Consider the following 24,881-nt stretch of genomic DNA (forward strand, 5'->3'; position numbering starts at 1 on the left):
CCGCCGATCCAATCAACTGCGCGGGCGGCCGCTCGATGGCGACGCCCACCGCCTCCGGCGTCCCAACGGCGACTATTCTAGTACTAGGATAGTCGCCATGGCCGAGGAACTGACGCCCGCCGAGCTGACGCTGCTCGGGCTGCTCGTGGAGAAGCCGAGGCACGGGTACGAGCTGGAGGAGGTCATCGGTGCGCGCGGCGTCCGCGAGTGGACCGAGATCGGGTTCAGCTCGATCTACTACCTGCTCACCCGGCTCCGCGACCGCGGGCTGATCACCGAGGTCGAGGCGGCGCGGCCGGCGCGGGGCAAGGCCCGGCGGGTGTACGGGCCCACGGACGAGGGGCGGCGGGCGTGCGCGCGGGCCGCGGAGGCGGCGCTGGCCGAACTGCGGCCGGTGCACCCGCCCGTCCTCGTGGGCCTGGCCAACCAGCCGGTCATCGAGCCCGGCCGGCTGCGGGACGCGCTCGACCGGCGGGCCGCGGCACTGGCGGAGCGGATCGCGGCGATCGGCGCGGCCCGCGACGCCCAGCCCGGAACGCCCGCGTTCGTCCGCGCCATCTTCGACTACTCGCTGGGCCAGCTCGACGCCGAACGGCGCTGGCTGGAGGCCTACCGGGCCGAACTCGGCGACTCCCCCACCGGAAGGGAAGACGGGCGATGACCCGCTACGACGTCAAACGAGAGCTCAAGCGGTACTACGCGCCGAAGAACACCGGCTGGGAGCTGGTCGAGGTGCCCCCGCAGAGGTTCATCGCGGTCGACGGGCACGGCGACCCCAACACGAGCGCCGACTACGCGCGGGCCGTCCAGGCACTCTACGCCGTCGCCTACACGATCAAGTTCACCAGCAAGCGGGAACTCGACCGCGACTTCGTCGTCGGGCCGCTCGAAGGGCTGTGGTGGTCCGACCGCCCGGAGGTGTTCGTCGCCCGTGCCAAGGACGACTGGAACTGGCGCATGCTCATCAGCCAGCCCGACTGGATCACCGAGGACCTTGTCGAGGACGCCAAGGCGGCCGCGCTCGAGAAGAAGGGGCTGCCCGCGATCGCGGACGTCCGCCGCGAGACCCTGCACGAGGGGACGAGCGCCCAGGTGCTGCACGTCGGCCCCTACGACGACGAGGGGCCCGTGCTCGCCGAGCTGCACGACGCGTACCTCGCCGCGAACGGCCTGCGGATGACCGGGCACCACCACGAGATCTACCTCGGCGACCATCGCCGGACCGAGCCCGCCAAGTGGAAGACCGTCCTCCGGCAGCCCGTCCGTCCGGCGGGCTGAACCGGGCACCCGTCCGGTCAACCGGGGCGCAGGGTCTCCACCATGCGCTCCAGGTCGCCCGGCCCCACCTTCCAGCGCTCCTCGTCGTCGTACTCGAAGTCGACGCTGAGGCCCATGCCGGCTCGCGTGACCTGCAGCAGGCAGGTCTTCCAGCCGGGCTCGCCGGGCTCGGTCATCGCCGCCCGCAGGGCGCCGATCTCGTGCAGCACGTCGAACCCCTTCGGGGTGCGGGCGGCCCACGATTCGGTACGCCCCGGTCACCTCCGACGATCAGGAGACGGTGGAAACGCTCGTCCGGGCGTTCACTTCACGGTGACCAGGGCGTACATGCCCTTGGCGCCGAGGGGGCGGCCGTCGGTCAGGTCCGTCACCCAGGTGATCAGCGCGTACTCGCCGGGCTCCAGCGGCGCCTGGAGGACGACCGCCTTGCCGTGCGACAGCGGCGGGGTGCCGACCGGGTCGCCCGCGAACGGCGGCCGGATCCACTCGCCGCTCTCCGCCGCGTCCCAGAACTCCTGCAGGTCGTCGCGGGTGGTCCCGGGACGGACGGGCACGAAGACGGCCTCGTTGACCTGCCGCATGTGGTTCGTCAGCAGGATGGGGGCGCCCGCCCTGAGCTGCGGCGCCACGTGGAACCGGGGTCCGGACGGCGTCCGGGACATGCCGACGAACGCGCCGGGGCGGGGCGCGTGCCCCCGGTGCCGTTCCCGCTGGACGGTCAGTTCGTGCAGCGCCTCGGGGCCGGGCGGGGTGCCGTCCTCGAAGTCGAGATAGTCGATCAGGTAGTAGGTGCCGGGGTGGAGCCGGGCGGTGAACGTCGTGGACCGTCCGGGGTGCGCCTGCGCGCCGCCGAGCAGGTCGGCCTCGTCCATCAGCGCGTTCCCGGCCGGGACGGAGACCTCCGGGTCGTTCGAGAAGACCTTGCCCAGGTGGTCGGTGAACGTCGCGGGGGACGTGCCGGGGTGCAGCCGGACGAGGCCGATCATGCTGCCGAGTTCGGCGGTCGCGGTGGTCGTCACCCGGAACGACGTCGGGCCGCTGGTGTGCGTCGCGGGTGCGGTGAACCCGCCGTCGCGGGCCTCGATCTCGATGACCGGGGCGGTGCGCGCGGCCTGCGCCGGGGCCGGCAGGGTGGTCGCGCCGACCACGGCGGCCGCGACCGTGGCGAGGATCTTCGCGTGCTTCATCGGGACTCCTTCGTCGGGGGGCGTCGTGTTCCGGACGGTAGGAGTCGGGTCGTGCGCCCCGGCAGTACCCGCGGATGTAACCGTGCGACACCCGTTCGGGACTCCGGTCGTACGCGCCCGCGCCCCGCGTACGCCGACCGCCGCGCCGCCGCCGAGTTCCCGCAGCTCAGGTCGTCATCCCCGCGCCTTGACCTCGACCTTTGTTGAGGTTGTTGAGTGAATCTCGCGGCGATCACCGCCGCTGCCGACGAGAGAAGGGCACGGACATGACGAACGACGTTCTCGTGGTGGGCGACATTTCGGACGAGACGCGGGCCGCGGTGACGGGCGTGGTGAAGGCGCTCGAGCGGGCGTTCAACACCAAGGACGCCGCGGCGCTCGCCGCGCAGTTCGCAGAACGGACGTCCTGGTCGAACGCGCTGGGCACCCGGCTGGACGGGCGGGCGGCGATCGAGGAGTTCAGCGGTCCCGCGATGAAGGACTTCCTGCGCGACTCGTTCGCGCGCTACGACGTCGTGAAGATGCTGGAGCTCGCGCCCGAGGTGATCGCGGTGAACGTGGCGCAGCGGCCGACCGACGCCGCGGGCGCCCCGGTCGACGGCGCGCACGGCGCGACGCTCTACGTGATCGCGCGGCGGCCGGACGGCTGGAAGATCGTCGCAGGCCAGAACACGGCCGTCGAGCCCGCCGCGTCCTGAGCCGCACCCCCGGTGGCCCTGTAAGGGAGGTTCCTTCCTTACAGGGCTTACGCCCGATCGTTATGGGGTGTCCGGTTCTGCACTGATCTTGCGGGGAAGGGACTCCTCCGTTCGAGGAGGTGCCGCATGACGACGGTGTTGCGCGGGATGGTCCGCCGGAAGCCCATCGAGGAGATCGAGGACGAGACCGAGACGTCCGGGCTGCGCCGGACGCTCGGGCTGTGGCAGCTCACCGCGATCGGCGTCGGCGGCATCATCGGCGCGGGGATCTTCTCCCTCGCGGGCGCGGTCGCCAACGAGAAGGCCGGGCCCGCGGTGCTCATCTCGTTCCTGGTGGCGGGGATCGCGAGCGCGGCGGCGGCGTTCTCGTACGCCGAGTTCGCCGGGCTCATCCCGAAGGCCGGGTCCGCGTACACGTACGGGTACGCGGTGCTGGGCGAGTTCGCCGGGTGGGCGATCGGGTGGGACCTGCTGCTGGAGTACACGGCGATCGTCGCGGTCGTGGCGATCGGGCTGTCCGGGTACTTCAACGACCTGCTCGAGTTCATGAACGTCGAGCTGCCGCTGTGGATGAGCGGCGCGCCCGGCACCGAACCGGACGGGGTCGCGGGCGGCAGCTACAAGGTGAACCTGTTCGCCGTGCTCCTGTGCCTGCTCATCGCGTGGGTGCTGAACCTGGGGATGAAGAACGCGGCGCGGTTCGAGACGGCGCTCGTGTACCTCAAGGTCGGGATCGTCCTGCTCGTCATCGTCGTCGGCGTGTTCAAGATCCAGTCGGACCACTACGACCCGTTCTTCCCGTTCGGGTGGGGCGGCGCGTTCACCGGCGCGGCGACGGTGTTCTTCGCGGTGTTCGGGTACGACGCCATGTCCACGGCGGCGGAGGAGTCGCGGGAGTCGCGCAAGCACATGCCGAAGGCGATCCTGCTGTCGCTCGCGATCGCGATGGTGCTGTACGTCCTCGCGTGCCTGGTGCTGACCGGGATGGTCGACTACCGCGACATCGACCCGAACGCCGCGTTCTCGTCGGCGTTCGACTCGGTCGGGCTGGAGATCCTCGGCGCGGTCATCGCGGTCGGCGCGATCCTCGGCGTGCTGACCGTGCTGTTCACGTTCATGATGGGCGCGACCCGCGTGTGGTTCTCGATGAGCCGGGACGGCCTGCTGCCCCGGTGGTTCGCGAAGACGCACCCGGTGCGGCACGTCCCGTCCCGCATCACGTGGATCGTCGGGATCGGTTCGGCGCTGATCGCCGGGTTCCTGCCGATCGCCGAGGCGGCGGAGCTGACGAACATCGGGATCCTGCTGGCGTTCATCGTCGTCTGCATCGCCGTCGTCGTCCTCCGGTACCGGCGCCCGGACCTCCCGCGCGAGTTCCGGACGCCGGGCATGCCGGTCGTGCCGCTGATCGGCGTCGTGTTCTCGGTGTGGCTGATCACGTTCCTGCAGTGGCAGACGTGGGCGCGGTTCGGCGCCTGGTTCGCGCTGGGGTGCGTGATCTACTTCGTCTACAGCCGCCGGCACTCCCTGCTCAACCGAAAGTGATCACCTGCCGGACGGCCTCGCCGGTGTGCAGCCGGTCGAACCCGGCGTTGACGTCGTCGAGGGCGAGGCGGTCGGACAGCAGCGCGTCCACCGGCAGGTTCCCGGTGCGGTACATGCCGATGAAGCGCGGGACGTCCCGGCGCGGGACGCACGAGCCGAGGTAGCTGCCCTTCAGCGTGCGCTCCTCCGCGACGAGGCTCAGCGCGGGCAGCGTGACGGGCTTGCCCGGGTCGGGCAGGCCGACGGTGACGGTCGTCCCGCCCGGGCGGGTCGCGGCGTACGCCTGCTCCAGGACGGGCACGACGCCGGTGGTGTCGATGACCTTCTCCGCGCCGCCGCCCGTGATCTCCTTGATCGCCTCGACGGCGTCCGGGCCGCCCGCGACGGTGTGGGTGGCGCCGAGCCGGGACGCGAGGTCGCGCTTGTGCTCGACGACGTCCACGGCGACGACGGTCGCGGCGCCCGCGGCCTTCGCGGCGAGCAGCGCGGCGAGCCCGACGCCGCCGAGCCCGAGGACGGCGACGCCGTCGCCCGGCTTCACGTCCGCGCTGTAGAGGGCGGCGCCCGCGCCGGTCAGGACGGCGCAGCCGAACAGGGCCGCGATGTCGAACGGCAGGTCGGCGTCGACCTTCACCGCCGACCGCGACGACACGACCGTGTACTCGGAGAACGCGGACACGCCCAGGTGGTGGTTCGGGCGGGTGCCGTCGGCCGCGACGAACCGGTGCGCGCCGCTCAGCAGGGTGCCCGCGCCGTTCGCGCGCGCGCCGGGCCCGCACAGCGCGGGACGTCCGGCGACGCAGCGCTCGCAGTGCCCGCAGGCCGGGACGAACGCGAGCACGACGTGGTCGCCCGGCGCGAACTCCGTGCCCTCGCCGACCTCGACGACCTCGCCCGCGGCCTCGTGCCCGAGCGCCATCGGCAGCGGCCGGAGCCGGGAGCCGTTGATCACCGACAGGTCGGAGTGGCAGAGCCCGGCGGCGCGGACCCGCACCAGCAGCTCGCCCGGACCGGGCGGGTCGAGCCGCAGCTCGGCGATCTCCAGCGGGCGCGAGTCGGCGTAGGGGGCGGGACGTCCGGACTCGACGAGGACGGCGGCGCGCGTCGCGGTCATGCGGGTTCTCCGTTCACGGTTGGGGTTCGGGGCCGTCTCAGACGGTGAGCTTCTCCATCTCGGTGCGGACGGCACCGGCGATCGGGACGGGGCGGCGGGTCGTCCGGTCGACGAACACGTGCACGAAGTGCCCCTGCGCGATCAGGGCGCCGTCGGACGCGCGCAGCATCCCGATCTCCCAGCGGACGCTGGAGTTGCCGAGCTTCCCGATCCGCAGCCCGACCTTGATCGTGTCGGGGAAGGACACCTCGGCCTTGTACTCGCAGTGCGACTCGACGCACAGCGCGATGGACGGGGACGCGACGGGGTCGAACCCGGCGGTCCTGATCATCCACTCGTTGATGACGGTGTCCATCAGCGAGTAGTGGACGACGTTGTTAACGTGCCCGTAGACGTCGTTGTCCTTCCACCGCGTGGGGACGTTCTCCCAGAAAAGGTACTCGCCGGTCATGGGGCAAACCCTATGGTCGGCGCGGGTGTGCCGCGGCATCGGGCCCGCGGAACGGTGACCGTGCAAGGCGCCGGCGGGTGCGGGTTGTGCCCCGGCCCAACCGCGGCCCGGCCCGGCCCGGCCGCGGCCCGGCCGCGGAAAGGGGGAAGCGGCGCTCACCCGGCCGCGAGGAAAGGTTCTGAGCACGATCCCGGCCGGGTGAACGCCGCCTCCGGGCGGGCCCGCGTCCGGGCGCCGCCGTCTACGGGGTCAGGACGAACCCCGCACGGCGTCGAACCGCGCGGTGACGTCCGTCCAGTTCACCAGCGACCAGAGCTTCTCCACGTAGTCCGGGCGGACGTTGCGGTACTGCAGGTAGTACGCGTGCTCCCAGGCGTCGAAGACCAGCAGCGGCGTCGTGTTCATGCCGACGTTGCCGTGGTGGTCGTACACCTGCTCGACGACCAGCCGCTTTCCGAGCGGCTCCCACGCGAGCACGCCCCAGCCGGAGCCCTGCACGGTGGACGTCGCCGTCGTGAGCTGCTTGCGGAACGCGTCGAACGTCCCGAAGTGCTCGTCGATCGCGGCGGCCAGCTCGCCGTCCGGACGGTCGCCGCCGTCGGGCGACAGGTTGTCCCAGAAGATCGAGTGCAGGACGTGGCCGGAGAGGTTGAACGCGAACGTCTTCTCCAGGCCGACCAGCCCGCCGAACTGCTCCTTGTCCCGCGCCTCGGCGAGCCTCTCGAGCGTGTCGTTGGCGCCCTTCACGTAGGCGGCGTGGTGCTTGGAGTGGTGCAGCTCCAGGATCTCGCCGGTGATGGCGGGTTCGAGGGCGGCGTAGTCGTAGGGAAGGTCGGGAAGCGTGTAGTCGGCCATGCCGCCACTATTGCAAAGACCTTGCAGTTACGTCCATCAAGCAACACCAATGAGATCGCAAGAGCAGAGGCCCGCCCCGGGAACCCGGGAGCGGGCCTCTGCTCACTCGACTTGCCGCTCGTCCTGCTCGGTCGCCGCCGTTCGGCGGGCGTCTCAGTACCCTCGAGGACCACCGGCCCCGCCCGGACCGTGGCCGCCGGTGCCGCGCCCGCCGCCGCGGAACTTCGCGAGCAGACGCTGGATCTTGGCCTTGTTGCGCGGGTCGCGCGCGGCACGCTGAACCTGCGCGCGCGCCTTCTGCCCTTGCGGGCTGCGGATGAACTTCCTGATGCGGTCGATGAGAGGCATCGATTTCCTCCTCGGCCTAGCCTCGATGCTTCAACGAGTGCCCGCTCCAGAAAGTTCAGAACCTTCCCTGGGCGTCTGCATCGGGCCTTCTGGGCGCTACCTGGGGTCCGGCTGGAACCAGTGGCCGCGGACGCCTTCGGCGGCGGTGTGGAAGGGATGCCTCTGGTCGGTCATCTGGCGGTACAGGAACTCCGTGGCCGTGCACTCGAACCGGGTGCCCTCGTCAAGGCTGTCGACGGCGTAGACGGGCCACCGGTCGGGGTCGCTCCCCCCGGTGATCCAGAAGTAGTTCTGCTCGTGCTCGTTGTTCGCCCAGGGGATCACACCGCCGGGGGCCGGGAAGGGCGGATGCTCCTCTCCGTACGCCAGGTCGTCGCCGGCGTGGTACTCGGTGTGCCAGATCAGCTCGTCCGGGCTGAAGACGTCATAGAACCCGTTGAACCGCCCGTCGCAGCCGAACGCCTCGACGAGCTTCTTGTAGTCGCTCGGCAGCGCCGTCCCGAGACGCGACTCGACCGCCGCCCAGTCGGGTGCGGGGACGGGCGACGGCCGCCCGCCCGTGATCGCGACCAGCCGCTCGACCCACGACATCGTCTCGGGCGGGTCGATCGGCTTCGGGAACGTCCGCTCCGCGACGGCGACGACCATGCGGCCGTCCGCGTCGTCCCCGAGTGCGACCGCCCGCATGCCGTGCGCCCAGGCGTGGTCCCAGTCGTGCCCGTCCGGGAGCGCCATGGGCGTCTCGGCCCGCCAGTACACGCCGGGGTACCGGTCGCCGAACGCGTCGTCGACGACGATGACGTCGTCGGAGACCCACAGGCACGTGTGCCCGGCCGAGTGACCGGGCTGATCGCACGTCAGTTCACCGTCGTCGGCCTCCATGAGGCGGTAGACGGTCGCAAGCAGTTCCTCACGGTCCATGGCAAACCACCCAAGCACCCGCCACCGACGCCTGACCGGGCGGCATCGGGGGCTGCCAGTACTGCGGCCTGCGGTTCGAGGACCTGCTCGCGGCCACCACGACCACGATCAGCCCCCGCCGCGGACGGCGGGGGCGAACCAGCACGGGACTCGAACCCTACATCTAGTTTGACGTTGATGCGCAACCCCAAGATGTTGGGCGTGTCGGTGTGGGCGGGGGTGGGTTCACGATCGCCGGAAGGAGTGAGACGATGGGTCCCGTCATGCTCCCGCGCCCTCCGCACCCGCTGTTCCGCGCCGCCCGCGCGGTCGTCTTCGCGACCGTGTGCGTGACGCTGGCGACGGCCGGGCACGCGCTGGCCGCGCGGGACGCGGTGCCGGGCTGGGCGGTCGTGACCGGGTTCGGCGCCGTCCTCGCCGTCACCCTGCTGCTGGCCGGGCACGAGCGCTCCCTCCCGACGATCACGGGCGGGCTGCTCGGCGGCCAGTTCGCGCTGCACGCGCTGTTCACGAAGGCGACCGTCGCGGCGACCACGCCCTGGACGGCGGGCGCACCGGCCCCCGGGCACACCGGGCACGCCGGGCATGCCGTACAGGCCACGGCGGACTCCGGCTGGTCGGTCCTGTCCGGCGGCTGCGGCATGACGCTCGCGCACGCGGCCGCCGCGCTGCTGGCCGCCTGCTGGCTGTGGCGCGGCGAGCGCGCCGCGTGGGCGCTGGCCCGGCGGGCCGCCGCGGCCGCCGACCGTCCGATCCGGCTGCTCGCCGCGCTGCTCGCCGTCGAACCGGCCGCGCCCGCGCCGCGCGTCCCCGCACCCGCGCCGCGCGCCGTCCCGGCCGTCGGCCGCGCGCTCCGGCACCAGGTCGTCCGGCGGGGACCGCCCGTCCGTTCGAGGGCGCTCGCCCCCCGCTGAGGCGGGACGGGACGGGCGCCGGACGCCACCGGACGCCGGCCGGCGATCCGGTCCCGACGCTTCTCCTCGAACGGAGTCCCCGACATGTCCCTCATCCCGCACGCCCGGCGCGCGGCGGCCGTCGCCGCCCTGGGCGCCGCCGGGCTCGTGGGCCCGGCCACGGCCGCGTCCGCGCACGTCACCGTGAATCCCGACGCGGCCGAGCAGGGCTCGTGGGCGAAGGTGTCGTTCCGCGTCCCGAACGAGCGCGACGACGCCGCCACCACGAAGCTGCGGATCGACCTGCCGACCGAGCACCCGCTCCGGTCGGTGTCCGTCCGTCCCGTCCCCGGCTGGGACGTGGAGACGGAGAAGACGAAGCTGCCGCAGCCGGTGAAGACCGAGAGCGGCACGATCACCGAGGCGGTCACCCGCATCACCTGGACGGGCGGGAAGATCGAGCCCGGACAGTTCCAGGAGTTCGACGTGTCGTTCGGCCCGCTGCCGACGAACACCGACCAGATGATGTTCGAGGCCGCGCAGACCTACGAGGGCGGCGAGGTCGTCGACTGGGACCAGCCGACGCCCGAGAACGGCGCCGAGCCCGAGCACCCGGCGCCCGTCCTCGCGCTGACGCCCGCCGCGTCCGGTTCCGGACACGGGAGCGGCGCGGACACGAAGCTCACCGCGACGATCTCCGGCGGCACGACGTCGGACGACGCGAGCGACGGCACCGCGCGCCTGCTCGGCGGCGTCGGCATCGGCGCCGGGGTCGTCGGCATCGCGGTCGGCGGGATCGGCCTGGCGCGGGCGCGGAGCCGGGCATGAGGCGCGCGCTCGGAGCCGCGCTCGCGGCCGTCCTCACGCTCGCGGCGGCGCTCGCGTTCGCCGCGCCCGCCACCGCGCACACCGCGCTGACCGGCTCGAACCCCGAGGAGGGCTCGACCGTCGCGCCGCCGTCCGAGATCGTCCTGACCTTCGCGAACCCGGTGACGCTGCCGCAGGTCGTCGTGACGGACGAGTCGGACGTGCGGCACGAGACGGGCGAGCCGCGGGCGGTCGACACCGACGTCACGCAGGCGCTGAAGGCGCCGCTGCCGAACGGCGACTACACGGTCGGGTGGCGCGCGGTGTCGCCGGACGGGCACCCGATCTCGGGCACGTTCGAGTTCACCGTCGAGGGCGCGGCCCCGTCGTCGCCCGCCGCGCAGGAGGCCCCCTCCGCCGAACCGTCGGCGGCCGCACCGGCACCGGCGTCGTCGCCCGCGTCGTCGTCCGAGTCGGAGGGCACGTCCGCGTCGTGGCTGTGGATCGGTCTCGGGGCGCTCGTGGTCGCCCTCGTCGTCGGCGGCGTCGCGTGGCTGCGCCGCTCGAAGGGCGCCCGCCCGCAGACCTGACCGGCGCACCGCCCGCGATATCGATCGTTTCGCGGCCGATCGGATGATTACAGAATTACAGTGATTACCCGATCGGCCGCGACAGGGTGGGTGCCCGTGATCGTCGAGTACATCCGGTATCGGATCGCCCCCGAGGACGCCGCCGAGTTCGAGGCCGCGTACGCGCGGGCGTCCGTCCCGCTCTCCGCCGCCCCCGAATGCGTCGACTACGAACCGTCCCGCTGCGTCGAGGACCCCGGCGCGTACGTCCTGCGCATCTGCTGGACCTCCGCCGACGCCCACATGCGGGGGTTCCGCGGCGGCGAGCACTTCCCCGCGTTCTTCGCCGAGATCAAGCCGTACGTGGAGCGGATCGAGGAGATGCGCCACTACGAGCGGACGGACGTGCGCGGCGCGGGCCCGTCCGTCCCGACCATGTACGCATGGGCGGGCGGCGCGGAGGCGCTCGAGATGCCGCGCTGGGGCTGGAGCGTCGCGCCCCCGTACGTCCCCGGCGGGTCCTGACGGCCCGGCGGCCGGGCCTCCGCCCCGGCTGCTACCTTTTGTCGCGAAACGCGACGAGGGAGGTCGATGAATATGGCCCGCGCCATGTTCCTCCGCCATGCCCTCGTCCGGGCCGCCTGAGCGTGCGGCCCGGACGCCCCATCGACCTTTCATGGAGCGTCGCGTGTCCACATCCCCCCTGTTCACCGAGCGGCTGATCCTGCGCCCGTGGCCGTCCGCGGACGTCGCCGCCGCCGCGTCCGGCCGCCGCCGGCCCGGCTGGGCGCCGGACTTCCCCGCCGACGGCGACCGCGTCGTCGCCGGACTCCTCGCCCCCGACCCGACCGGTCCCGCCGCGCGCGGGCACCGGCAGATCGTCGAGCGGGAGACCGGCCTCGTCGTCGGCTCGATCGGCCTGTTCCTGCCGCCGTCGGACGGCTCCGTCGAGTTCGGGTACGGCATCGTCCCGTCCCGCCGTGGCCGCGGCTACGCCACCGAGGCGGCGCGCGCGATCGTCGCGTTCGCCCTGGCCGAACCGGACGTCCGGACGGTCCGGGCGGGCGTCGAGCCGGCGAACGCGGCGTCCGTCCGGGTGCTGGAGAAGGCCGGGCTGCGCCGCCTCGGCGGCGACGGCGGCACCGACCGGTACGGCCTCGATCAGGACGGCACCGCCTGACCTCGCGCGGGACCGGCGCCCGGCGCCGGTCCCGCGCCCCCGGTCAGTCCGCGCGGGGCGGCGCCGCTGGAGCTACTTGGTGAAGACGCCCATGACGCGACGGAACGTGACAGCCGCCGCCCGCCCGTCAAAGCGCGGGCGCGACCCGCTTGGCGTAGGCCGTGACCGGGACGGTCTCGACGCGCTCGACGCCGTCGAGGGCGCCGATCCGGTCGCTGAGGTAGGCGTAGAGGGCGTCGTCGTCCCGGCACACGGCGATGACGAGCAGGTTGTGCGGCCCCGTGGTCGCGCCGACGAACGCCGCCTCGGCGTCCGCCGCCAGGCTGTCCGCGACGGCGGCGAGCCGGGCCGGCGCGACCGTCAGCCACAGCAGGCACTGGACGGCGAAGCCGAACAGCGCCGGGTCGGTCTCGACGTCGAACCGCAGCGTGCGGGACCGGCGCAGCTCGTCCATCCGGCGGCGGACCGCCGACTCCGACCAGCCCGCCCGCCGGGCGAGGACCGGGTACGCGGCCCGCCCGTCCAGCGCGAGGACGGGCAGCAGCCGCCGGTCGAGGTCGGTCAGCGGGGCCGGGGCGGCGTCGCCGTGGACGGGCGGGCGCAGCGCGGCCTCCTCCTCGCCGGTCAGCGCGGACGTCCGGCCGCGCCAGCGGTGGTCCATGAGGTGGCGCAGCAGCCGGTGCGCCGTCACGTCCACGACCTGCGGCGACCGTGCCAGCGCGCGCAGCGGCGCCGGGTCCGCGGCGGCGGCGCGGACGATGCAGACGACCTCCGTGCCGCCCGACAGCACCGTCACCCACCGGGTGTCGGCCCGGCCCGCGAGCGCGCGGGCGACGGGCGCGGCGGCGTCCGGGGAGACCCGCACGCGGACGAGCCATTCGGCGCGGCCCGGATCGTGGACGGCCGCCGTGACGCGGGCGGCCCCGGCGGCGCGGAGCCGGGCGAGGCGGCGGGCGACCGTCCGGTCGGAGACGTCGAGGACCTCGGCGATCCGGCTGAACGGGGCGCGCCCGTCGAGGTGGAGGGCATGGAGCAGCCGCCGGTCGAGGTCGTCCAGCGTGACGGAATCCACCCGATCAGGCTAACCCGATGTCGGATCACGGCGTTCGTCCCGGTTCCTGAGGCCCGGCCGGGACGGGCGCCGCACGATCGGCTCCATGACCGACGACATCCGCGGCCTGCACCACACCGGCCTCCTCACCCGCGACCTGGACGCCCTCGAACGCGCCTACCTCTCGTTCGGCTTCACGCTCAGCCCGCGCTCGCGGCACCTGCTGAACACGGCCCCCGGCGAACCGCCGGTGCCGGGCTGCACCGCCAACCGGTGCGCCCTGTTCGGCGACGCCTACATCGAGCTGCTCGGCATCGTCGACGACGCCGCGCCCGACCCGTGGCGCACCCGCGCGATGGCCGACGAGTACACGGGGTTCCGGCTCCTCAACCTGGAGACCGGCGACGCCGCGGCCGCCGACCGCCGGCTCACCGGCGCGGGCCTGCGCACCTCGGGCGTCCTCGACCTCGAACGCGACGTCGACACCCCGGACGGGACGCGCACCCTGCGGGCCCGCGCCGTCCACCTCGACCCCCGGTCGACGCCGGAGGGGCACGTCGGGATCGCCCAGCACCTCACCCGCGAGTACGTGCACCAGCCGCGCTACCTCGACCACCCGAACGGCGCGCGGGCGCTGGAGGCGGTGCTGATCGTGGCCGACGACCCGGTGTTCGACGACGTCACCGCCCGGTACGCGGGCATCGTCGGCGCGGCGCCCCGGCGGCGCGGGCCGGTGACGGCGCTGGACGCGGGCGCCGCGCGGCTGGAGTTCGTCCGGGCCTCGGACGCGGGCGAGGTGCTGCCCGGCGAGCCCGTCCCGGCGCCCTCGTACCTGGCCGCCATGACCGTCCGGGTCGCCGACGTCGCCGCCGCCCGCCGGATCGTCGAGGACGGCGGCACGGCGACGCGGACGGCGCCGGACGGGTTCCTCGTCTCGGCCCGCGACGCCCACGGCGCGACCCTCTTCTTCACGTGACCGCCGAGCCCGGAGCGGGACGCGTCCGGGGCGCGGCACGGCGCTTTACCGGCTGACCAGGGTTCCTCTCGAGAAAGGAAAGACGATGTTGGGCACCCTCATGCTTCTGCTGGGCCCGTGGGCGGGCTTCCGGCTGCTGGGCGCGGCCGGCGTCGCCCGGTTCGCGACGTGGCGGGCGAGCGGGGCGCACGGCCTGGCCGTGATGCTGCTGTTCACCGGCGCCGCGCACTTCGCCCCGGACGACCTGTCGATGATGCCGGGCCACGCGGACCTGGTCGCGATGGTGCCGCCGTTCGTGCCGTTCCCCGGGCTCATGGTGTACGCGACGGGCGTGCTCGAACTCGGCGGCGCGGTCGCGCTCGTCGCGGAGCGGAGCCGCCGCGCCGCCGGGGCGGGGCTCGCGGTCCTGTTCGTCCTGATGTTCCCGGCGAACGTGTACGCGGCGCTGGAGGACGTGCCGCTCGGCGACGACCCGGCGACGCCGCTGTGGTTCCGGATTCCCGAGCAGGTCCTGTTCGTCGCGGTCGCCCTGTGGGTCTCCGCGCGTCCCGCCACGGACCGTCCGGACGTCCGGGAGCCCGCCGCCCGTTGACCACAAAGCGCTAGTCGGCTAACAATTACTACTCGACTAGCGCTTTGGAGGAGTCATGGCGGTGATGCTGGCCCGGCTGGGGCGGTGGTGCTTCCGGCGGCGGTGGACGGTGACGCTCCTGTGGATCGGGCTGCTCGCGGCGTGCGGGGCGGGCGCGGCCACGCTGTCCGCGCCGACGCAGGACGCGTTCTCGGTGCCGGGCACCGAGGCGCAGCGGGCGAACGACCTGGTCATGGAGCGGTTCCCGGAGGCCGCGGGCGTGGGGGCGCAGGCCCGGGTCGTCCTCGCCGGATCCCCGGACGAGCGCGCACTGCGCGCGGCCGTCCGGCGGATCGGGGACGTGCCGGACGTGGCCGGGGTCGCGGAACCGCTCGTCTCGCCGGACGGACGGGTCGCGGTGCTGGAGGTCGCGTACCGGGTCCCGGCGGACGAGCTGACGGACGGCGACCGGGCGGCGCTGCGGGACGCGGCCGGGGCGCCGGGCCTGCGGGTCGAGCTGAGCGGCGACGCGGTGCCGCCGCCGGAGGAGGGCGCCGGGGAGCTGGCGGGCGTCGCGGTCGCGGCGGTCGTGCTGACGGTGACGCTCGGGTCGCTGACGGCGGCGGGGCTGCCGCTGCTGTCGGCGATCGTCGGGATCGGCGTCGGGCTGTCGGCGATCGTCACGGCGTCGGGGTTCATGACGCTGAACTCCGACACCCCGGCGCTCGCGCTGATGCTGGGCCTCGCCGTCGCGATCGACTACGCGCTGTTCATCATCTCCCGGTACCGCGACGAGGTCCACGGCGGCCGGGAGCCCGCGGACGCGGCCGGGCACGCGGTGGGGACGGCCGGGACGGCGGTGGTGTTCGCGGGCCTGACGGTCGTCATCGCGCTGGCGGGCCTCGCGGTCGTGGGCATTCCGGTGCTGACGGAGCTGGGGCTCGCGGCGGCGCTGACGGTGGCGGTGTCGGTGCTCGTCGCGCTGACGCTGCTGCCCGCGCTGATCGGCTTCGCGGGGCGCCGGGCGCTGGGCCGCCGTCCCGCGCGGGCGAGCGCCGGACGGTGGGGACGGTTCGTCACCGCGCGTCCGGTTCCGGTGCTGGCGGTCGCCGTCGCGGCGCTGGCGGTCGCGGCGCTCCCGGCGCTCGACCTGCGGCTCGGGCTGCCCGACGACGGCACGGCCCCGGCGGACACGACGCAGCGGCGCGCGTACGACCTGGTCGCGGACGCGTTCGGGCCCGGGTTCAACGGGCCGCTGACGCTGGTGGTGCGGGACGCGGACGCCGCCGCGGCGGCCCGCCGGGTGGCGGCGGCCGTCGGACGGCTGGACGTCGCCGCCGCCCGGACGGTCGCGGTCGACGCGGCGGGCCGGACGGCGCTCGTCGAGGTCGTCCCGGAGAGCGGGCCGACGAGCGCGGCGACCGAGGAGCTCATCGAGACGATCCGGGACCGGACCGGCCCCGGCGTCGCCGTCACCGGGCGGACGGCGATCGACGTCGACACGTCCCGCAAGCTGGCGGGCGCGATGGCGCGCTACCTGCTGCTCGTCATGGGCCTGGCGTTCCTGCTGCTCATGGTCGTGTTCCGCTCGGTGGTGGTGCCGCTGAAGGCGACCCTCGGGTTCCTGCTGAGCGTCGCGGCGACGTTCGGCGCGGTCGTCGCGGTGTTCCAGTGGGGCTGGCTGGACGGCGCCGGCGTGCACGCGTCGGGGATCATCGTGAACCTGCTGCCGGTGATGATGATCGGCATGGTGTTCGGCCTGGCGATGGACTACCAGGTCTTCCTCGTCACCCGGATGCGGGAGGAGCACGTGCGGGGCGCGGACCCGGTGCCGGCGGTCGTCGCGGGGCTCGCGCACGGCTCCCGGGTCGTGACGGCGGCCGCGCTCATCATGATCAGCGTGTTCGCCGGGTTCGTCCTGTCGGACCTGCCGATGCTGCAGTCGTTCGGGTTCGCGCTGGCCGTCGCGGTGTTCTTCGACGCGTTCGTGGTGCGGATGACGATCGTCCCGGCGCTGCTGGCGCTGCTCGGCCGCGCGGCGTGGCGGCTGCCCCGGTGGCTCGACCGCGCCCTGCCGCGGGTGGACGTCGAGGGCCGCGGGCTCGCGCCCGGCGGGGACGCCGCGCGGGAGGCGACCGGTTCGGCGGCTCGGTAGTGTCGTGCCCGCAGGCACGGACGGGAGGTGCGCGGTGGCGCCGGGGCTGCGGGAACGGAAGAAGGCCCGGACGCGGGCGCTGATCCAGGCGACGGCGCTGCGGCTGTTCCGGGAGCACGGGTACGAGGCGACCACGGTCGAGCAGATCGCACGGGAGGCCGAGGTCGCGCACACCACCGTGTTCCGCTACTTCCCGACGAAAGAAGACCTGGTCGTCGCCGACGACTACGACCCGGTCCTGTTCGCGGCGCTGCGCGCCCAGCCGCCGGACGTCCCGCCGCTGCGGGCGCTGCGCGCCGCGATGCGCGCGACGCTGGAGGCGCTGCCGCCCGCCGACCTGGCCGCCGCGCGGGACCGGGCCGTCCTGATCCTGGACGTCCCGGCGCTGCGCGGCGCGTCGTTCGGGAACGTGCTCGCGACGATGCGGGCGCTCGGCGGCGTCCTCGCCGAGCGCACCGGCCGCGCCCCGGACGACCCCGCGGTCCGCACGCTCACCGGCGCGGTCTTCGGGGTGTTCCTGGAGCTGATGGTCCGCTGGACCGAGGACCCGTCGATGGACCTGCCGGACGCCGTCGACGCGGCGCTCGAAACACTGGAGCCCCTCGGCTCGGCCCTCTGACGGTCAGGGGATCGGCTCGACCCGGACGTCGGGGACGCCGGTGTAAGCGTCGGGCGCGGCGGTCAGGATCGGCCAGCGGCGCCAACGGGCGGACCAGGCGGCCTGCGCGACGTCGAGCCGCAGGTCGGGGACCGCGGCGACGAGCCGTCCGGTCTGCTGGGCGATGACGTCGTCGAGGTCGTCGACCTGGACGACCTGCATCGCGGGGAGGCGCTCCAGGACCGTGCGGCCCCGGTCGGGGACGAGCTGCCACGCGCGGGCGAGCGCCGCGGCGGGGATGACGACCGTCGCGTGCTGGGCGATCGAGGCCCGCAGCCGGGCCCGCACGTAAATGGTCTTGCCGGTGGCCAGGTCCAGGAGGGCGGTCGCGTCGAAGACCTGACCGGTGATCACTGGGCGTGCCGGGCGTGCGGCGTTCCCTCGTCGACCAGATGGTCGATCATGGCCTGCTCGTCGGGTGTCGGCGGCCCGAACAGCTCGTCGACGGTCGCCGCGTCCCGCAGGTAGGACAGCTTGAGGCGGGCGCCGTCGGCGAGGAATCCGGACACCGAAGCGATCTTCTTCTCCTCCGCGAGCCCCTGGAGCGTGGCGGCCAGCTCATCAGGGAGCGTGATGTTGAGACGCGCCATGCCCAGAGGATACACACTCATGACCGCTCGAGTGTGTATCGCTCAGGAGCTCTCCTCACCGGCGGGGGCGTGGCGGGCGGCGGCGACGATGGCCTCCAGCGCCGCCGCGTGCCGCGCGAACGCCTCCCGTCCCTGCGGGGTGAGCCGCACGTGCGTGCGGCGCACGCCCCCGTCGCGCCCCTTCCGGACGTCCACGTAGCCCGCGCCCGCCAGCGCGGTGATCTGCTTGGACAGGGCCGAGTCGCTCGTGCCGACGGTGTCGCGGACGAACGCGAACTCGACCCAGTCGGCCGGCGCGAGCAGCGCGACGATCGACAGCCGCGCGGGCACGTGCAGGAACTCGTCGAAGCCGGGGACCATCAGGCGCGCCGGACGACCGACTGGAAGACCCGCCGGGACGGGCCGGCGAGGACCAGGACGAGCAGCGCGACGCCGGCCGCGGCGAACGTCCGGGGGGCGGGCAGGCCGAACGACAGGACCCCGAGGGACGCGACGATGTTGAAGGCGATGTAGGCGATGATCACCGCGACGGCCGTCCCGAACACGAACAGGCCCTCGGGGCCGTTCGCCTTCCGCTTGACCGGGGACCGGCGGCGCTGGAGCACCGCGCCGCCGATCAGGACGGCCTCCCCCACGACGAACACCAGGGTGCTCCACGGCGACGGAAGGTCGCTCGACGCGAGCGCGACGAAGATGCCGAGCGCCGTCAGGAGCGTGTAGGGCCAGGCGAACTGGTGCCGGACGTACTCGTCGCGCGTCCGCTCCTGCATGCGGTGGACGTCGGCGAGCGCGCTCCGGGCGTCGTCGGTGTTCATGAACCCTCCCTCGATCACTTTCCTGAGAGGAAAGTAGCACGTACTTTCCCGAGAGGAAAGTCGCGGGCGAGGGCGGGCAGCGCGGCCAGCGTCGCGACGGCGCCCACCGCGAACGCGCCGCGCAGGCCGCCGATCGAGTAGTCCGACAGCGCCCACACCGCGGTGGCGAGCGCCGGGCCGAGGGCGAAGCCGAGCTGGCGGGCGAGGCTCTGCGCGGCCCCCGCACTGCCCTGCAGCCCGGACGGCGCGCCGGACATGATCGTCGCGAAGTTCGGCCCGGCGAACAGGCCGGTGCCGAGCCCGATGAGCGCGAGCCGCCAGGCCAGGTCCGCCGGGCGCCAGCCGGCGTCCGCGAACACCAGCGACAGCCCGCCGGCGCCCGCGACCGCCAGCCCGAGGAAGGCGCCGCGCGCCGCGCCCCAGCGGTCCGCCAGGACCCCGCCGGCCGGGCCGCCGAGCACCATCGCGACCGGCATGGCGAGGATCGCGCCCGCCGTGCCCAGCGCGGACAGGCCGAGCGTCTCCTGCAGGTAGAACGGCGCGAGGAACTCGACCAGGGAGATCGCGAGGGCGTTCAGCAGGACGGCGGCGATCGGCCCGGCCGCCGGGGTCCGCGCGAGCGCCCGCACCGGCCGGCTCGCGGCCGTCCGCCACCACACCGCCAGGAACGGGACGGCGGCCGGCGCGAGCGCGAGCCACCCGAGGCCGTGGCTCGCGGTGAACGACAGCGACACCAGCAGGGCCGCCGCGGCGCCCCCGAGCAGGACCGCCTCCCCCGCGACGTCGGGGCCGGGCCGCCGCAGCGCGTCCGCCGGCAGCGTGGCCAGCGCGATCGCCACGACCACCGCGGCCACGGGGACGTTGATGTAGAAGATCCACTGCCAGCCCCAGAATTCGACGATGAGCCCGCCGAGCGGCGGGCCGCTGACGGCGCCGAGCGGCCCCAGCGTCATGACGAGCGCGCTCGCCCGTCCGGCCGCGCCCTCCGGCACCGACCGCACCACCACCATCGGGATCACCGCGAACAGCAGCCCGGCGAACGCGCCCTGCGCCAGCCGCGCACCGACCAGCCACCCGAGCGCGGGGGCGAGCCCCGCGGCGACGCTCGCGAGCGCGAACCCCGCGACGGCGAACAGCAGCGCGGAGCGCGGGCCCGTCCGGTCCAGCCAGCGGCCCGCGGGGAGGGTGAGGGCGATCAGCGGGAGCAGGTACCCGAGGACGACCCATTCGGTCGCGGCGGTCGGGACGCCGAAGTCCCGTTCGAGCTCGGGCAGCGCGACGGCGACGATGCTCGTGTCGAGCGTCGCCATGAAGATGACCAGGCCGCAGCCCACGACCGGCCACCAGTGACTCCTGGCGAACAAGAAGACCCCCATAAGTACACACCATGTGCAGTTCCCGAAACTACACACAGCGTGTACTTTCGCGCAATGGGAGCATGGAGGGGTGACCAGGGCGATCGAGGAACCGCGGAACGCGCGCAGCCGCCGCTCCCGCGCGGCGCTGCTGCGGGCCGCGCGCGAGATCGTCGAGGAGGAGGGCGTCGCGGCGGCGACGATGGCGGCCGTCGCGGAACGCGCCGGCGTCTCCCGGCGCGCCGTCTACCTGCACTTCGCGTCCCGCGCCGACCTGGTGAGCGAACTGTTCGCCTACGTCAACGAGGCCGAGGACATCGAGGGCCGCTTCGCCGCCGTCGGCGACGCCCCGGACGCCGCGACCGCCCTGGACGAGTTCGCGCACGCACACGCGCACTTCATGGCGCGCATCCTGCCCGTCTCCCTCGCCGTCGAGCGCGAGGCCCGCACCGACCCGGACGCCGCGCGCCACTGGGAGACGGCGATGTACTGGCGGAACGCGACGAACCGCGCACTGATCCGGCGGCTCGCCGACGAGGGCGTCCTCGCCCCCGGCTGGACGGTCGACACCGCGTCCGACATGCTGCTCGCCCTGATCGCCAACGGCGTCACCGCGACCCTCTTCGACCGCGGCTGGACGCCGGACCAGGTCGGCGAGCACATGTCACGGCTGCTGCGCTCCGCCTTCGCCGCAGGTGCCGGCACCCGAACATGACCGTCCCGATGCCGACACCCTCGCCTTCGGCCTCCCCCCGCGGGGCGACGAGCCGTCACGGACGCGGAACGGCGACGGCGGTGTAGGACGTCGACGGGGTCGGCGTCGTGGTGAAGCGGGCGTTCGGGAGGTACAGCCGGGACCCGAACGCGGCCATGGTCGAGGGCACGTCGAACAGCCGGGGGTGGCCGACCCGCCGGACCACCCGGCCCTCGGTCCCTGCCGCGTTCAGCCGCAGCACGGCCACGGTGTTCAGCCGGTTCTGCACCGCGTACAGCGTCCGCCCGCGCAGCAGCAGGCCGTCGCCCTCCGGCAGCGACTCGCCGTGCAGGTCCACCCGCCGGGTCTCGCCGGACGGCTCGACGCGGAACAGCCCGCCGGTGTTCGACTGCACGACGAGCAGCGCCCGTCCGTCCGGCGTCGGCGTGATGCCGTTGGCGTTGAAGCCCGAACCGTAGACCAGGTCGCCGGTGAGCGGGATCCGCAGCGCGCCGGCGGGCAGCCGCCCGCCGTGCAGGGGCAGTTTGTAAAGCACCGGGTCGGTGGAGTCGGTGAACCACGCCGCGTCCCGGGTGAGGACGACGTCGTTGACGAACGTGGGGCCGGTCGCCAGCCGGTACGAGGCCAGCACCCGACCGGTGCGGACGTCGAGGACCCGCGCGTCCCCGCCCGTCCCGCCCGCCACGAACAGCCGTCCGCGCCCGTCGGTCTTCAGCCCTAGGGCCGGTGTGCCGGGCCCGCGCGCGAGGATCGCGCCGCGCCCGGTCCGCAGGTCGGCGCGGTAGATGGCACCGTCGGCCATGGAGCCGATGTAGGCGACCGGGCCCGGTCCGGTCGCGATGCCCTCGGGCCGGAAACCGTCCGGCAGCCGAATCGTGGCCGGGAACACCGCCGGGCGGGACTCGGCGGCCGCGGCGGTCGGCGCCGCCGGGACGATGAGCCCGGCGGTGAGCAGCGCGGACATCACGTGACGTCGCATGGTCATGCCTTTCGTGCGGGCGGGACGAACGCGGCGGCGTGGTCGCGGACGAAGTCGGCGATATCGCGCGGGGGACGGCCGAGGAGTTCGGCGACCGTGCCGGTGGCGAAGTCGCCCCAGCCGGACGCGTACGCCTGCGCGTACTCCTCCAGCATGTCGACGATCCACGCCGGGACGCCGTGGCCGAGCAGCGCCTTGCGCTTGGCGTCGTCGGCGACCGGCAGGTACGCGACCGGCCTGCCGAGTGCGCGGCCCATCTCCCCGGCGACCTCCTCGAACGTCACCGAGCGCGGGCCGGTGAGGGTGTACGTCGCGCCGTGGTGGCGGCCGGGCGGGTCGAGGAGCACGCGCGCGGCGCACGCGGCGACGTCCCGGGCGTCGATCATGCCGAGCCGCGCCGACGCCATGTTCAGCGAGAACGCGCCGTCGGCGGAGACGTCGCCCGCCTCGTTCAGCAGGTTCTGCATGAACCAGTGCGGCCGCAGGATCGTCCAGGACATGCCGCATGCCTCGGTCTCCCGGTCGGACAGCGCGTGCAGCCTGCCGCTGCGGTTCGGCGCGTCGTGCGCGGCGCCGACGACCGACAGCCGCACGATCCGCTCCGCCCCGGCCCGGCGCGCCGCCCACAGCGCGTTCATGTTGTGCTCCGGGGCGCGCGGGCCGTTGGGGACGAGCAGCCACACGTCCTGCACGCCCGCGAAGGCGGGCGGCAGCGTCCCGGGGTCGTCGAGGTCGCCGACGACGATGTCGGTGCCCCGCCCGCGCGGGCCGCCGGCCTTGGACGCGTCCCGGACCAGCGCGCGGACGCGCACGTCCGTCCCGGCCAGCGCGTCCATCAGCGCGGTCGACACGGTCCCGGTGGCCCCGATGATCAGTACGGTGCGCGGCATTCTCATTCTCCCTTGACGGTGACGGTGACGGCGGTGGCGGGGGCGGCGGCGGGGCTCACGGGCCGTCCGGCCGCGCGGCGCACGGAGCGGCGCTCCAGGCCCCAGAGCAGGACGGTTCCGGCGGAGAGGGCGCCGCCGAGGACGCACACACCCGTCCAGCCGCCCCGCGCCCAGACCACCGACGTCAGCGCTGAGCCCGCCGCGCCGCCGACGAAGAAGGCGGTCATGAAGGCCGAGTTGATCCGGTTGCGGGCCTCGGGCCGCAGCGCGTAGACGACGTTCTGGCTGCTGTTGAGCACGCCCTGATGCGCCAGGTCGAGCACGACCACACCGGCCAGCAGCGGGATCAGCGCGTCCGCGCCGAAGGCGAGCACCGCCCAGGACGCCGCCAGCAGGATCGTCGCGGTGCCGCTCACGACCTGGACGAGCCCGCGGTCGGCGAGCCGTCCGGCCACCATGGCGGTCACCGCCCCCACGGCGCCGACCAGCCCGAACATCCCGATGGCCGATTCCGACCAGCCGTACGGCGGCCGCGCCAGCAGGAACGTCAGGGCCGTCCACAGCGCGCTGAACGACGCGAGGCTCAGCGCCGCGATCGCCGCCCGCCACCGCAGCAGCGGCTCGTACCGGAACATCGCCACCGTCGAGCGCAGCAGCGCCGGGTACGACAGCCGCCCGCGGCCTTCGCCGTCCAGGCGGGGCAGGAAGACGCGCAGCAGGACGGCCGTCAGCGCCATCAGGACCGCGCTCACCCAGTAGACCGTCCGCCATCCGCCCAGTTCGGACAGCGCGCCCGACGCCGTCCGCGCCAGCAGCAGCCCCAGCATGAGCCCGGTCATCACCGTGCCGACGACCCGGCCGCGCTCCGCCGGTGCCGCCAGCGTCACCGCGAACGGCACCACGACCTGCGCGCCCACCGACGTCAGCGCGGTCAGCGCGGTGCCGACGAGCAGCACCGTGCCGTTCGGCGCGGCCGCCGACACCAGCAGGAAACCGGCGGTCGCCGTGTACAGGATCACGGCGAGGCGCCGCCGGTCCATCAGGTCGCCGAGCGGCACCAGCAGGATCAGCCCCAGCGCGTACCCGGCCTGCGCCGCCGTCACGATGAGCGCCGCCGCCGCCGTCCCGACGTCCAGTTCCCGGCCGATCAGGACGAGGAGCGGCTGCGCGAAGTAGTTGCCCGCGACCGCGAGCCCGGTCGCCATCGACATGAGCAGGAGCAGGCCCGGTGGCACGCCCCTCACGTGAGTTTCCATGCCTTCAGCCTCGGGCGCGGAGCATTAATGAGTCCAACACATGCTTTTCATGAGAACGATCGCGTACCACGATTGGTCCATGGACCTCCAGCAGATGCGTTACGTGCTCGCCGTCGCGGAGACGAACAACTTCACCCGCGCAGCCGAACGGTGTCGGGTCGTCCAGTCAGCGCTGAGCCACCAGATCGCGCGGCTGGAACGCGAGCTGGGGGCGAAACTGTTCGAGCGCACCAGCCGCCGCGTCCGGCTCACTCCCGCCGGGGAGGCCTTCCTGCCCGCCGCCCGGCAGGCGCTGGACGCCGCCGACCGGGCGCGCGCCGAGGTCGCGGCCGCAGCGGGGGAGATCCGCGGCACGCTCGCCATCGGCGCGATCCCCACGGTCACCGCCGTCGACCTCCCGACCGAGCTGCGCCGGTTCCATCTGCGGCACCCGGGCGTCCGGATCACCCTCCGGTCCGGCGCGAGCGAGCTGCTGGCCGAACGGGTCCGGGACGGCGACCTCGACCTCGCGTTCCTGGGCCTGCCGCCGGACGTGCGACCCAAGGGCGTCCGGGGACGCGAGCTGACGCGCGGGGAGCTCGTCGCGCTCGTCCCGCCCGACCATCCGCTCGCCGGCGAGGCGGAGACGGACCTGCCCCGGCTGGCGGACGAACCGTTCGTCGACTTCGCGTCCGGTTCGGCCGCCCGCGCCCAATCCGACCAGGCGTTCGAGGCGGCCGGGGTGCGCCGCGACGTCGCCTTCGAGATCACGACCCCCCAGTTCATGGCCGCGCTGATCCGGCAGGGGCTCGGCATCGGCCTGCTGCCCGCCGCGTTCGTGTCCGACCTGCCGGACCTGCCCGCCGTCCGCCTCCGCGACGCCCCCGCCCGGGTGGAGCACCTCGTCTGGAGCCGCTTCCGCCCGTCCCCCGCCGCCGCGGCCTTCCTCGCCGACCTGGGCGTCGCGCGCCCGGACGCGGCGGGCGCGTGACGGCGGGCACAGCGCGGACACGGGACGGGGGCGGAATACTCCGTTCCGATCGTT

31 protein-coding genes are annotated in these 24,881 nt (G+C 74.0%); 15 read left to right on the top strand and 16 right to left on the bottom strand.

The features are described from left to right. The first annotated feature begins 97 nt into the window (after positions 1-97). Together AB0L25_RS27120 and AB0L25_RS27125 are read left to right on the top strand one after the other, a co-directional pair. A complete protein-coding gene (locus tag AB0L25_RS27120; RefSeq protein WP_500175518.1) occupies positions 98-661 on the top strand; it encodes a PadR family transcriptional regulator in 564 nt (187 codons plus the stop codon). Beyond that, the gene (locus AB0L25_RS27125) at positions 658-1,278 is read left to right on the top strand and encodes a GyrI-like domain-containing protein (RefSeq protein WP_500175519.1); all 621 of its coding nucleotides are present in this window, start codon (positions 658-660) and stop codon (positions 1,276-1,278) included. The genes AB0L25_RS27120 and AB0L25_RS27125 overlap by 4 nt, the downstream gene beginning before the upstream one ends. 17 nt (positions 1,279-1,295) lie before the next feature. Here AB0L25_RS27125 and AB0L25_RS27130 read toward each other — a convergent pair whose 3' ends face one another. Continuing rightward, positions 1,296-1,487, bottom strand: a complete 192-nt coding sequence (locus tag AB0L25_RS27130; protein WP_500175520.1) for a hypothetical protein — start codon at positions 1,485-1,487, stop codon at positions 1,296-1,298. Between the two features lie 93 nt (positions 1,488-1,580). Next, a complete protein-coding gene (locus AB0L25_RS27135; RefSeq protein WP_500175521.1) occupies positions 1,581-2,465 on the bottom strand; it encodes a hypothetical protein in 885 nt (294 codons plus the stop codon). Between the two features lie 266 nt (positions 2,466-2,731). Here AB0L25_RS27135 and AB0L25_RS27140 point away from each other — a divergent pair, with 266 nt between their 5' ends. Further along, entirely contained in the window at positions 2,732-3,163 is a 432-nt protein-coding gene (locus tag AB0L25_RS27140) for an SgcJ/EcaC family oxidoreductase (protein ID WP_500175522.1), read from the top strand. Positions 3,164-3,289: 126 nt separating this feature from the next. Further along, positions 3,290-4,708, top strand: coding sequence for an amino acid permease (locus AB0L25_RS27145; protein WP_500175523.1), 1,419 nt, complete (start codon positions 3,290-3,292; stop codon positions 4,706-4,708). Here the strand turns inward: AB0L25_RS27145 and AB0L25_RS27150 are convergent. The 5 genes from AB0L25_RS27150 to AB0L25_RS27170 form a co-directional block, all read right to left on the bottom strand. Then, complete coding sequence (locus tag AB0L25_RS27150; RefSeq protein WP_500175524.1) at positions 4,695-5,822, bottom strand: zinc-binding dehydrogenase; 1,128 nt, start codon at positions 5,820-5,822, stop codon at positions 4,695-4,697. The genes AB0L25_RS27145 and AB0L25_RS27150 overlap by 14 nt on opposite strands. 37 nt (positions 5,823-5,859) lie before the next feature. Beyond that, positions 5,860-6,273, bottom strand: a complete 414-nt coding sequence (locus AB0L25_RS27155) for an acyl-CoA thioesterase (RefSeq protein WP_500175525.1) — start codon at positions 6,271-6,273, stop codon at positions 5,860-5,862. Between the two features lie 249 nt (positions 6,274-6,522). After that, positions 6,523-7,128, bottom strand: a complete 606-nt coding sequence (locus tag AB0L25_RS27160) for a superoxide dismutase (protein WP_500175526.1) — start codon at positions 7,126-7,128, stop codon at positions 6,523-6,525. Between the two features lie 153 nt (positions 7,129-7,281). Beyond that, a complete protein-coding gene (locus AB0L25_RS27165; protein ID WP_500175527.1) occupies positions 7,282-7,476 on the bottom strand; it encodes a hypothetical protein in 195 nt (64 codons plus the stop codon). Positions 7,477-7,572: 96 nt separating this feature from the next. Next, positions 7,573-8,397, bottom strand: coding sequence for an SMI1/KNR4 family protein (locus AB0L25_RS27170; protein WP_500175528.1), 825 nt, complete (start codon positions 8,395-8,397; stop codon positions 7,573-7,575). A gap of 251 nt (positions 8,398-8,648) precedes the next feature. On the opposite strand from AB0L25_RS27170, the gene AB0L25_RS27175 reads away from it, so the two are divergent. From AB0L25_RS27175 to AB0L25_RS27195, 5 genes are all read left to right on the top strand, one after another. Then, positions 8,649-9,311 (top strand): hypothetical protein, encoded by a 663-nt coding sequence (locus tag AB0L25_RS27175; protein ID WP_500175529.1) that lies wholly within the window; start codon positions 8,649-8,651, stop codon positions 9,309-9,311. Positions 9,312-9,395: 84 nt separating this feature from the next. Next, positions 9,396-10,118, top strand: a complete 723-nt coding sequence (locus AB0L25_RS27180) for a YcnI family copper-binding membrane protein (RefSeq protein WP_500175530.1) — start codon at positions 9,396-9,398, stop codon at positions 10,116-10,118. Continuing rightward, positions 10,115-10,687: a copper resistance CopC family protein gene (locus AB0L25_RS27185; protein ID WP_500175531.1), complete on the top strand. Its 573-nt coding sequence runs from the start codon at positions 10,115-10,117 to the stop codon at positions 10,685-10,687. The genes AB0L25_RS27180 and AB0L25_RS27185 overlap by 4 nt, the downstream gene beginning before the upstream one ends. Before the next feature lie 96 nt (positions 10,688-10,783). Next, positions 10,784-11,191, top strand: a complete 408-nt coding sequence (locus tag AB0L25_RS27190; RefSeq protein WP_500175532.1) for a putative quinol monooxygenase — start codon at positions 10,784-10,786, stop codon at positions 11,189-11,191. A 163-nt stretch (positions 11,192-11,354) separates the two neighbouring features. Continuing rightward, positions 11,355-11,846 (top strand): GNAT family N-acetyltransferase, encoded by a 492-nt coding sequence (locus AB0L25_RS27195; RefSeq protein ID WP_500175533.1) that lies wholly within the window; start codon positions 11,355-11,357, stop codon positions 11,844-11,846. 127 nt (positions 11,847-11,973) lie between these two features. On the opposite strand, the gene AB0L25_RS27200 is transcribed toward AB0L25_RS27195, so the two are convergent. Continuing rightward, entirely contained in the window at positions 11,974-12,918 is a 945-nt protein-coding gene (locus tag AB0L25_RS27200; protein ID WP_500175534.1) for an Lrp/AsnC family transcriptional regulator, read from the bottom strand. Between the two features lie 85 nt (positions 12,919-13,003). Between AB0L25_RS27200 and AB0L25_RS27205 the strand changes: the two genes are divergently transcribed. The 4 genes from AB0L25_RS27205 to AB0L25_RS27220 all read left to right on the top strand — a co-directional run bounded on the left by AB0L25_RS27205 (position 13,004) and on the right by AB0L25_RS27220 (position 17,218). After that, positions 13,004-13,873: a VOC family protein gene (locus AB0L25_RS27205; RefSeq protein ID WP_500175535.1), complete on the top strand. Its 870-nt coding sequence runs from the start codon at positions 13,004-13,006 to the stop codon at positions 13,871-13,873. Positions 13,874-13,958: 85 nt separating this feature from the next. Continuing rightward, positions 13,959-14,465 (top strand): DoxX family protein, encoded by a 507-nt coding sequence (locus AB0L25_RS27210; RefSeq protein WP_500175536.1) that lies wholly within the window; start codon positions 13,959-13,961, stop codon positions 14,463-14,465. Positions 14,466-14,520: 55 nt separating this feature from the next. Continuing rightward, positions 14,521-16,599 (top strand): MMPL family transporter, encoded by a 2,079-nt coding sequence (locus AB0L25_RS27215; RefSeq protein WP_500175537.1) that lies wholly within the window; start codon positions 14,521-14,523, stop codon positions 16,597-16,599. A 34-nt stretch (positions 16,600-16,633) separates the two neighbouring features. Continuing rightward, positions 16,634-17,218 (top strand): TetR/AcrR family transcriptional regulator, encoded by a 585-nt coding sequence (locus tag AB0L25_RS27220; RefSeq protein WP_500175538.1) that lies wholly within the window; start codon positions 16,634-16,636, stop codon positions 17,216-17,218. Between the two features lie 3 nt (positions 17,219-17,221). Here the strand turns inward: AB0L25_RS27220 and AB0L25_RS27225 are convergent, their stop codons facing one another. Genes AB0L25_RS27225 through AB0L25_RS27245 form a run of 5 tightly spaced genes read right to left on the bottom strand, consistent with a single transcriptional unit; the run spans position 17,222 to position 20,026 of the window. Then, positions 17,222-17,611: a hypothetical protein gene (locus tag AB0L25_RS27225; protein WP_500175539.1), complete on the bottom strand. Its 390-nt coding sequence runs from the start codon at positions 17,609-17,611 to the stop codon at positions 17,222-17,224. Further along, the gene (locus AB0L25_RS27230) at positions 17,608-17,847 is read right to left on the bottom strand and encodes a ribbon-helix-helix domain-containing protein (protein WP_500175540.1); all 240 of its coding nucleotides are present in this window, start codon (positions 17,845-17,847) and stop codon (positions 17,608-17,610) included. Before AB0L25_RS27230 ends, AB0L25_RS27225 begins: the two co-directional genes overlap by 4 nt. A 42-nt stretch (positions 17,848-17,889) precedes the next feature. Next, positions 17,890-18,207, bottom strand: a complete 318-nt coding sequence (locus AB0L25_RS27235) for a winged helix-turn-helix domain-containing protein (protein ID WP_500175541.1) — start codon at positions 18,205-18,207, stop codon at positions 17,890-17,892. Beyond that, positions 18,207-18,662: a hypothetical protein gene (locus tag AB0L25_RS27240; RefSeq protein WP_500175542.1), complete on the bottom strand. Its 456-nt coding sequence runs from the start codon at positions 18,660-18,662 to the stop codon at positions 18,207-18,209. The genes AB0L25_RS27235 and AB0L25_RS27240 overlap by 1 nt, the downstream gene beginning before the upstream one ends. Before the next feature lie 14 nt (positions 18,663-18,676). After that, positions 18,677-20,026 carry an MFS transporter gene (locus AB0L25_RS27245; RefSeq protein WP_500175543.1) on the bottom strand — a complete coding sequence of 450 codons (1,350 nt, stop codon included), beginning with the start codon at positions 20,024-20,026 and terminating at the stop codon, positions 18,677-18,679. A gap of 82 nt (positions 20,027-20,108) precedes the next feature. On the opposite strand from AB0L25_RS27245, the gene AB0L25_RS27250 reads away from it, so the two are divergent. Beyond that, complete coding sequence (locus tag AB0L25_RS27250; RefSeq protein WP_500175544.1) at positions 20,109-20,732, top strand: TetR/AcrR family transcriptional regulator; 624 nt, start codon at positions 20,109-20,111, stop codon at positions 20,730-20,732. A 55-nt stretch (positions 20,733-20,787) separates the two neighbouring features. Here the strand turns inward: AB0L25_RS27250 and AB0L25_RS27255 are convergent, their stop codons facing one another. Genes AB0L25_RS27255 through AB0L25_RS27265 form a run of 3 tightly spaced genes read right to left on the bottom strand, consistent with a single transcriptional unit; the run spans position 20,788 to position 23,845 of the window. Further along, a complete protein-coding gene (locus AB0L25_RS27255) occupies positions 20,788-21,711 on the bottom strand; it encodes an NHL repeat-containing protein (protein ID WP_500175545.1) in 924 nt (307 codons plus the stop codon). Positions 21,712-21,713: 2 nt separating this feature from the next. Beyond that, positions 21,714-22,601, bottom strand: coding sequence for an NAD(P)H-binding protein (locus AB0L25_RS27260; protein ID WP_500175546.1), 888 nt, complete (start codon positions 22,599-22,601; stop codon positions 21,714-21,716). A gap of 2 nt (positions 22,602-22,603) precedes the next feature. Further along, positions 22,604-23,845 carry an MFS transporter gene (locus tag AB0L25_RS27265; RefSeq protein WP_500175547.1) on the bottom strand — a complete coding sequence of 414 codons (1,242 nt, stop codon included), beginning with the start codon at positions 23,843-23,845 and terminating at the stop codon, positions 22,604-22,606. 91 nt (positions 23,846-23,936) lie between these two features. Between AB0L25_RS27265 and AB0L25_RS27270 the strand changes: the two genes are divergently transcribed. Then, positions 23,937-24,827 carry a LysR family transcriptional regulator gene (locus AB0L25_RS27270; protein ID WP_500175548.1) on the top strand — a complete coding sequence of 297 codons (891 nt, stop codon included), beginning with the start codon at positions 23,937-23,939 and terminating at the stop codon, positions 24,825-24,827. Positions 24,828-24,881 lie beyond the last annotated feature (54 nt).

The organism is Spirillospora sp. NPDC052242 (assembly GCF_040679555.1).
Taxonomy (GTDB): Bacteria; Actinomycetota; Actinomycetes; order Streptosporangiales; family Streptosporangiaceae; genus Spirillospora.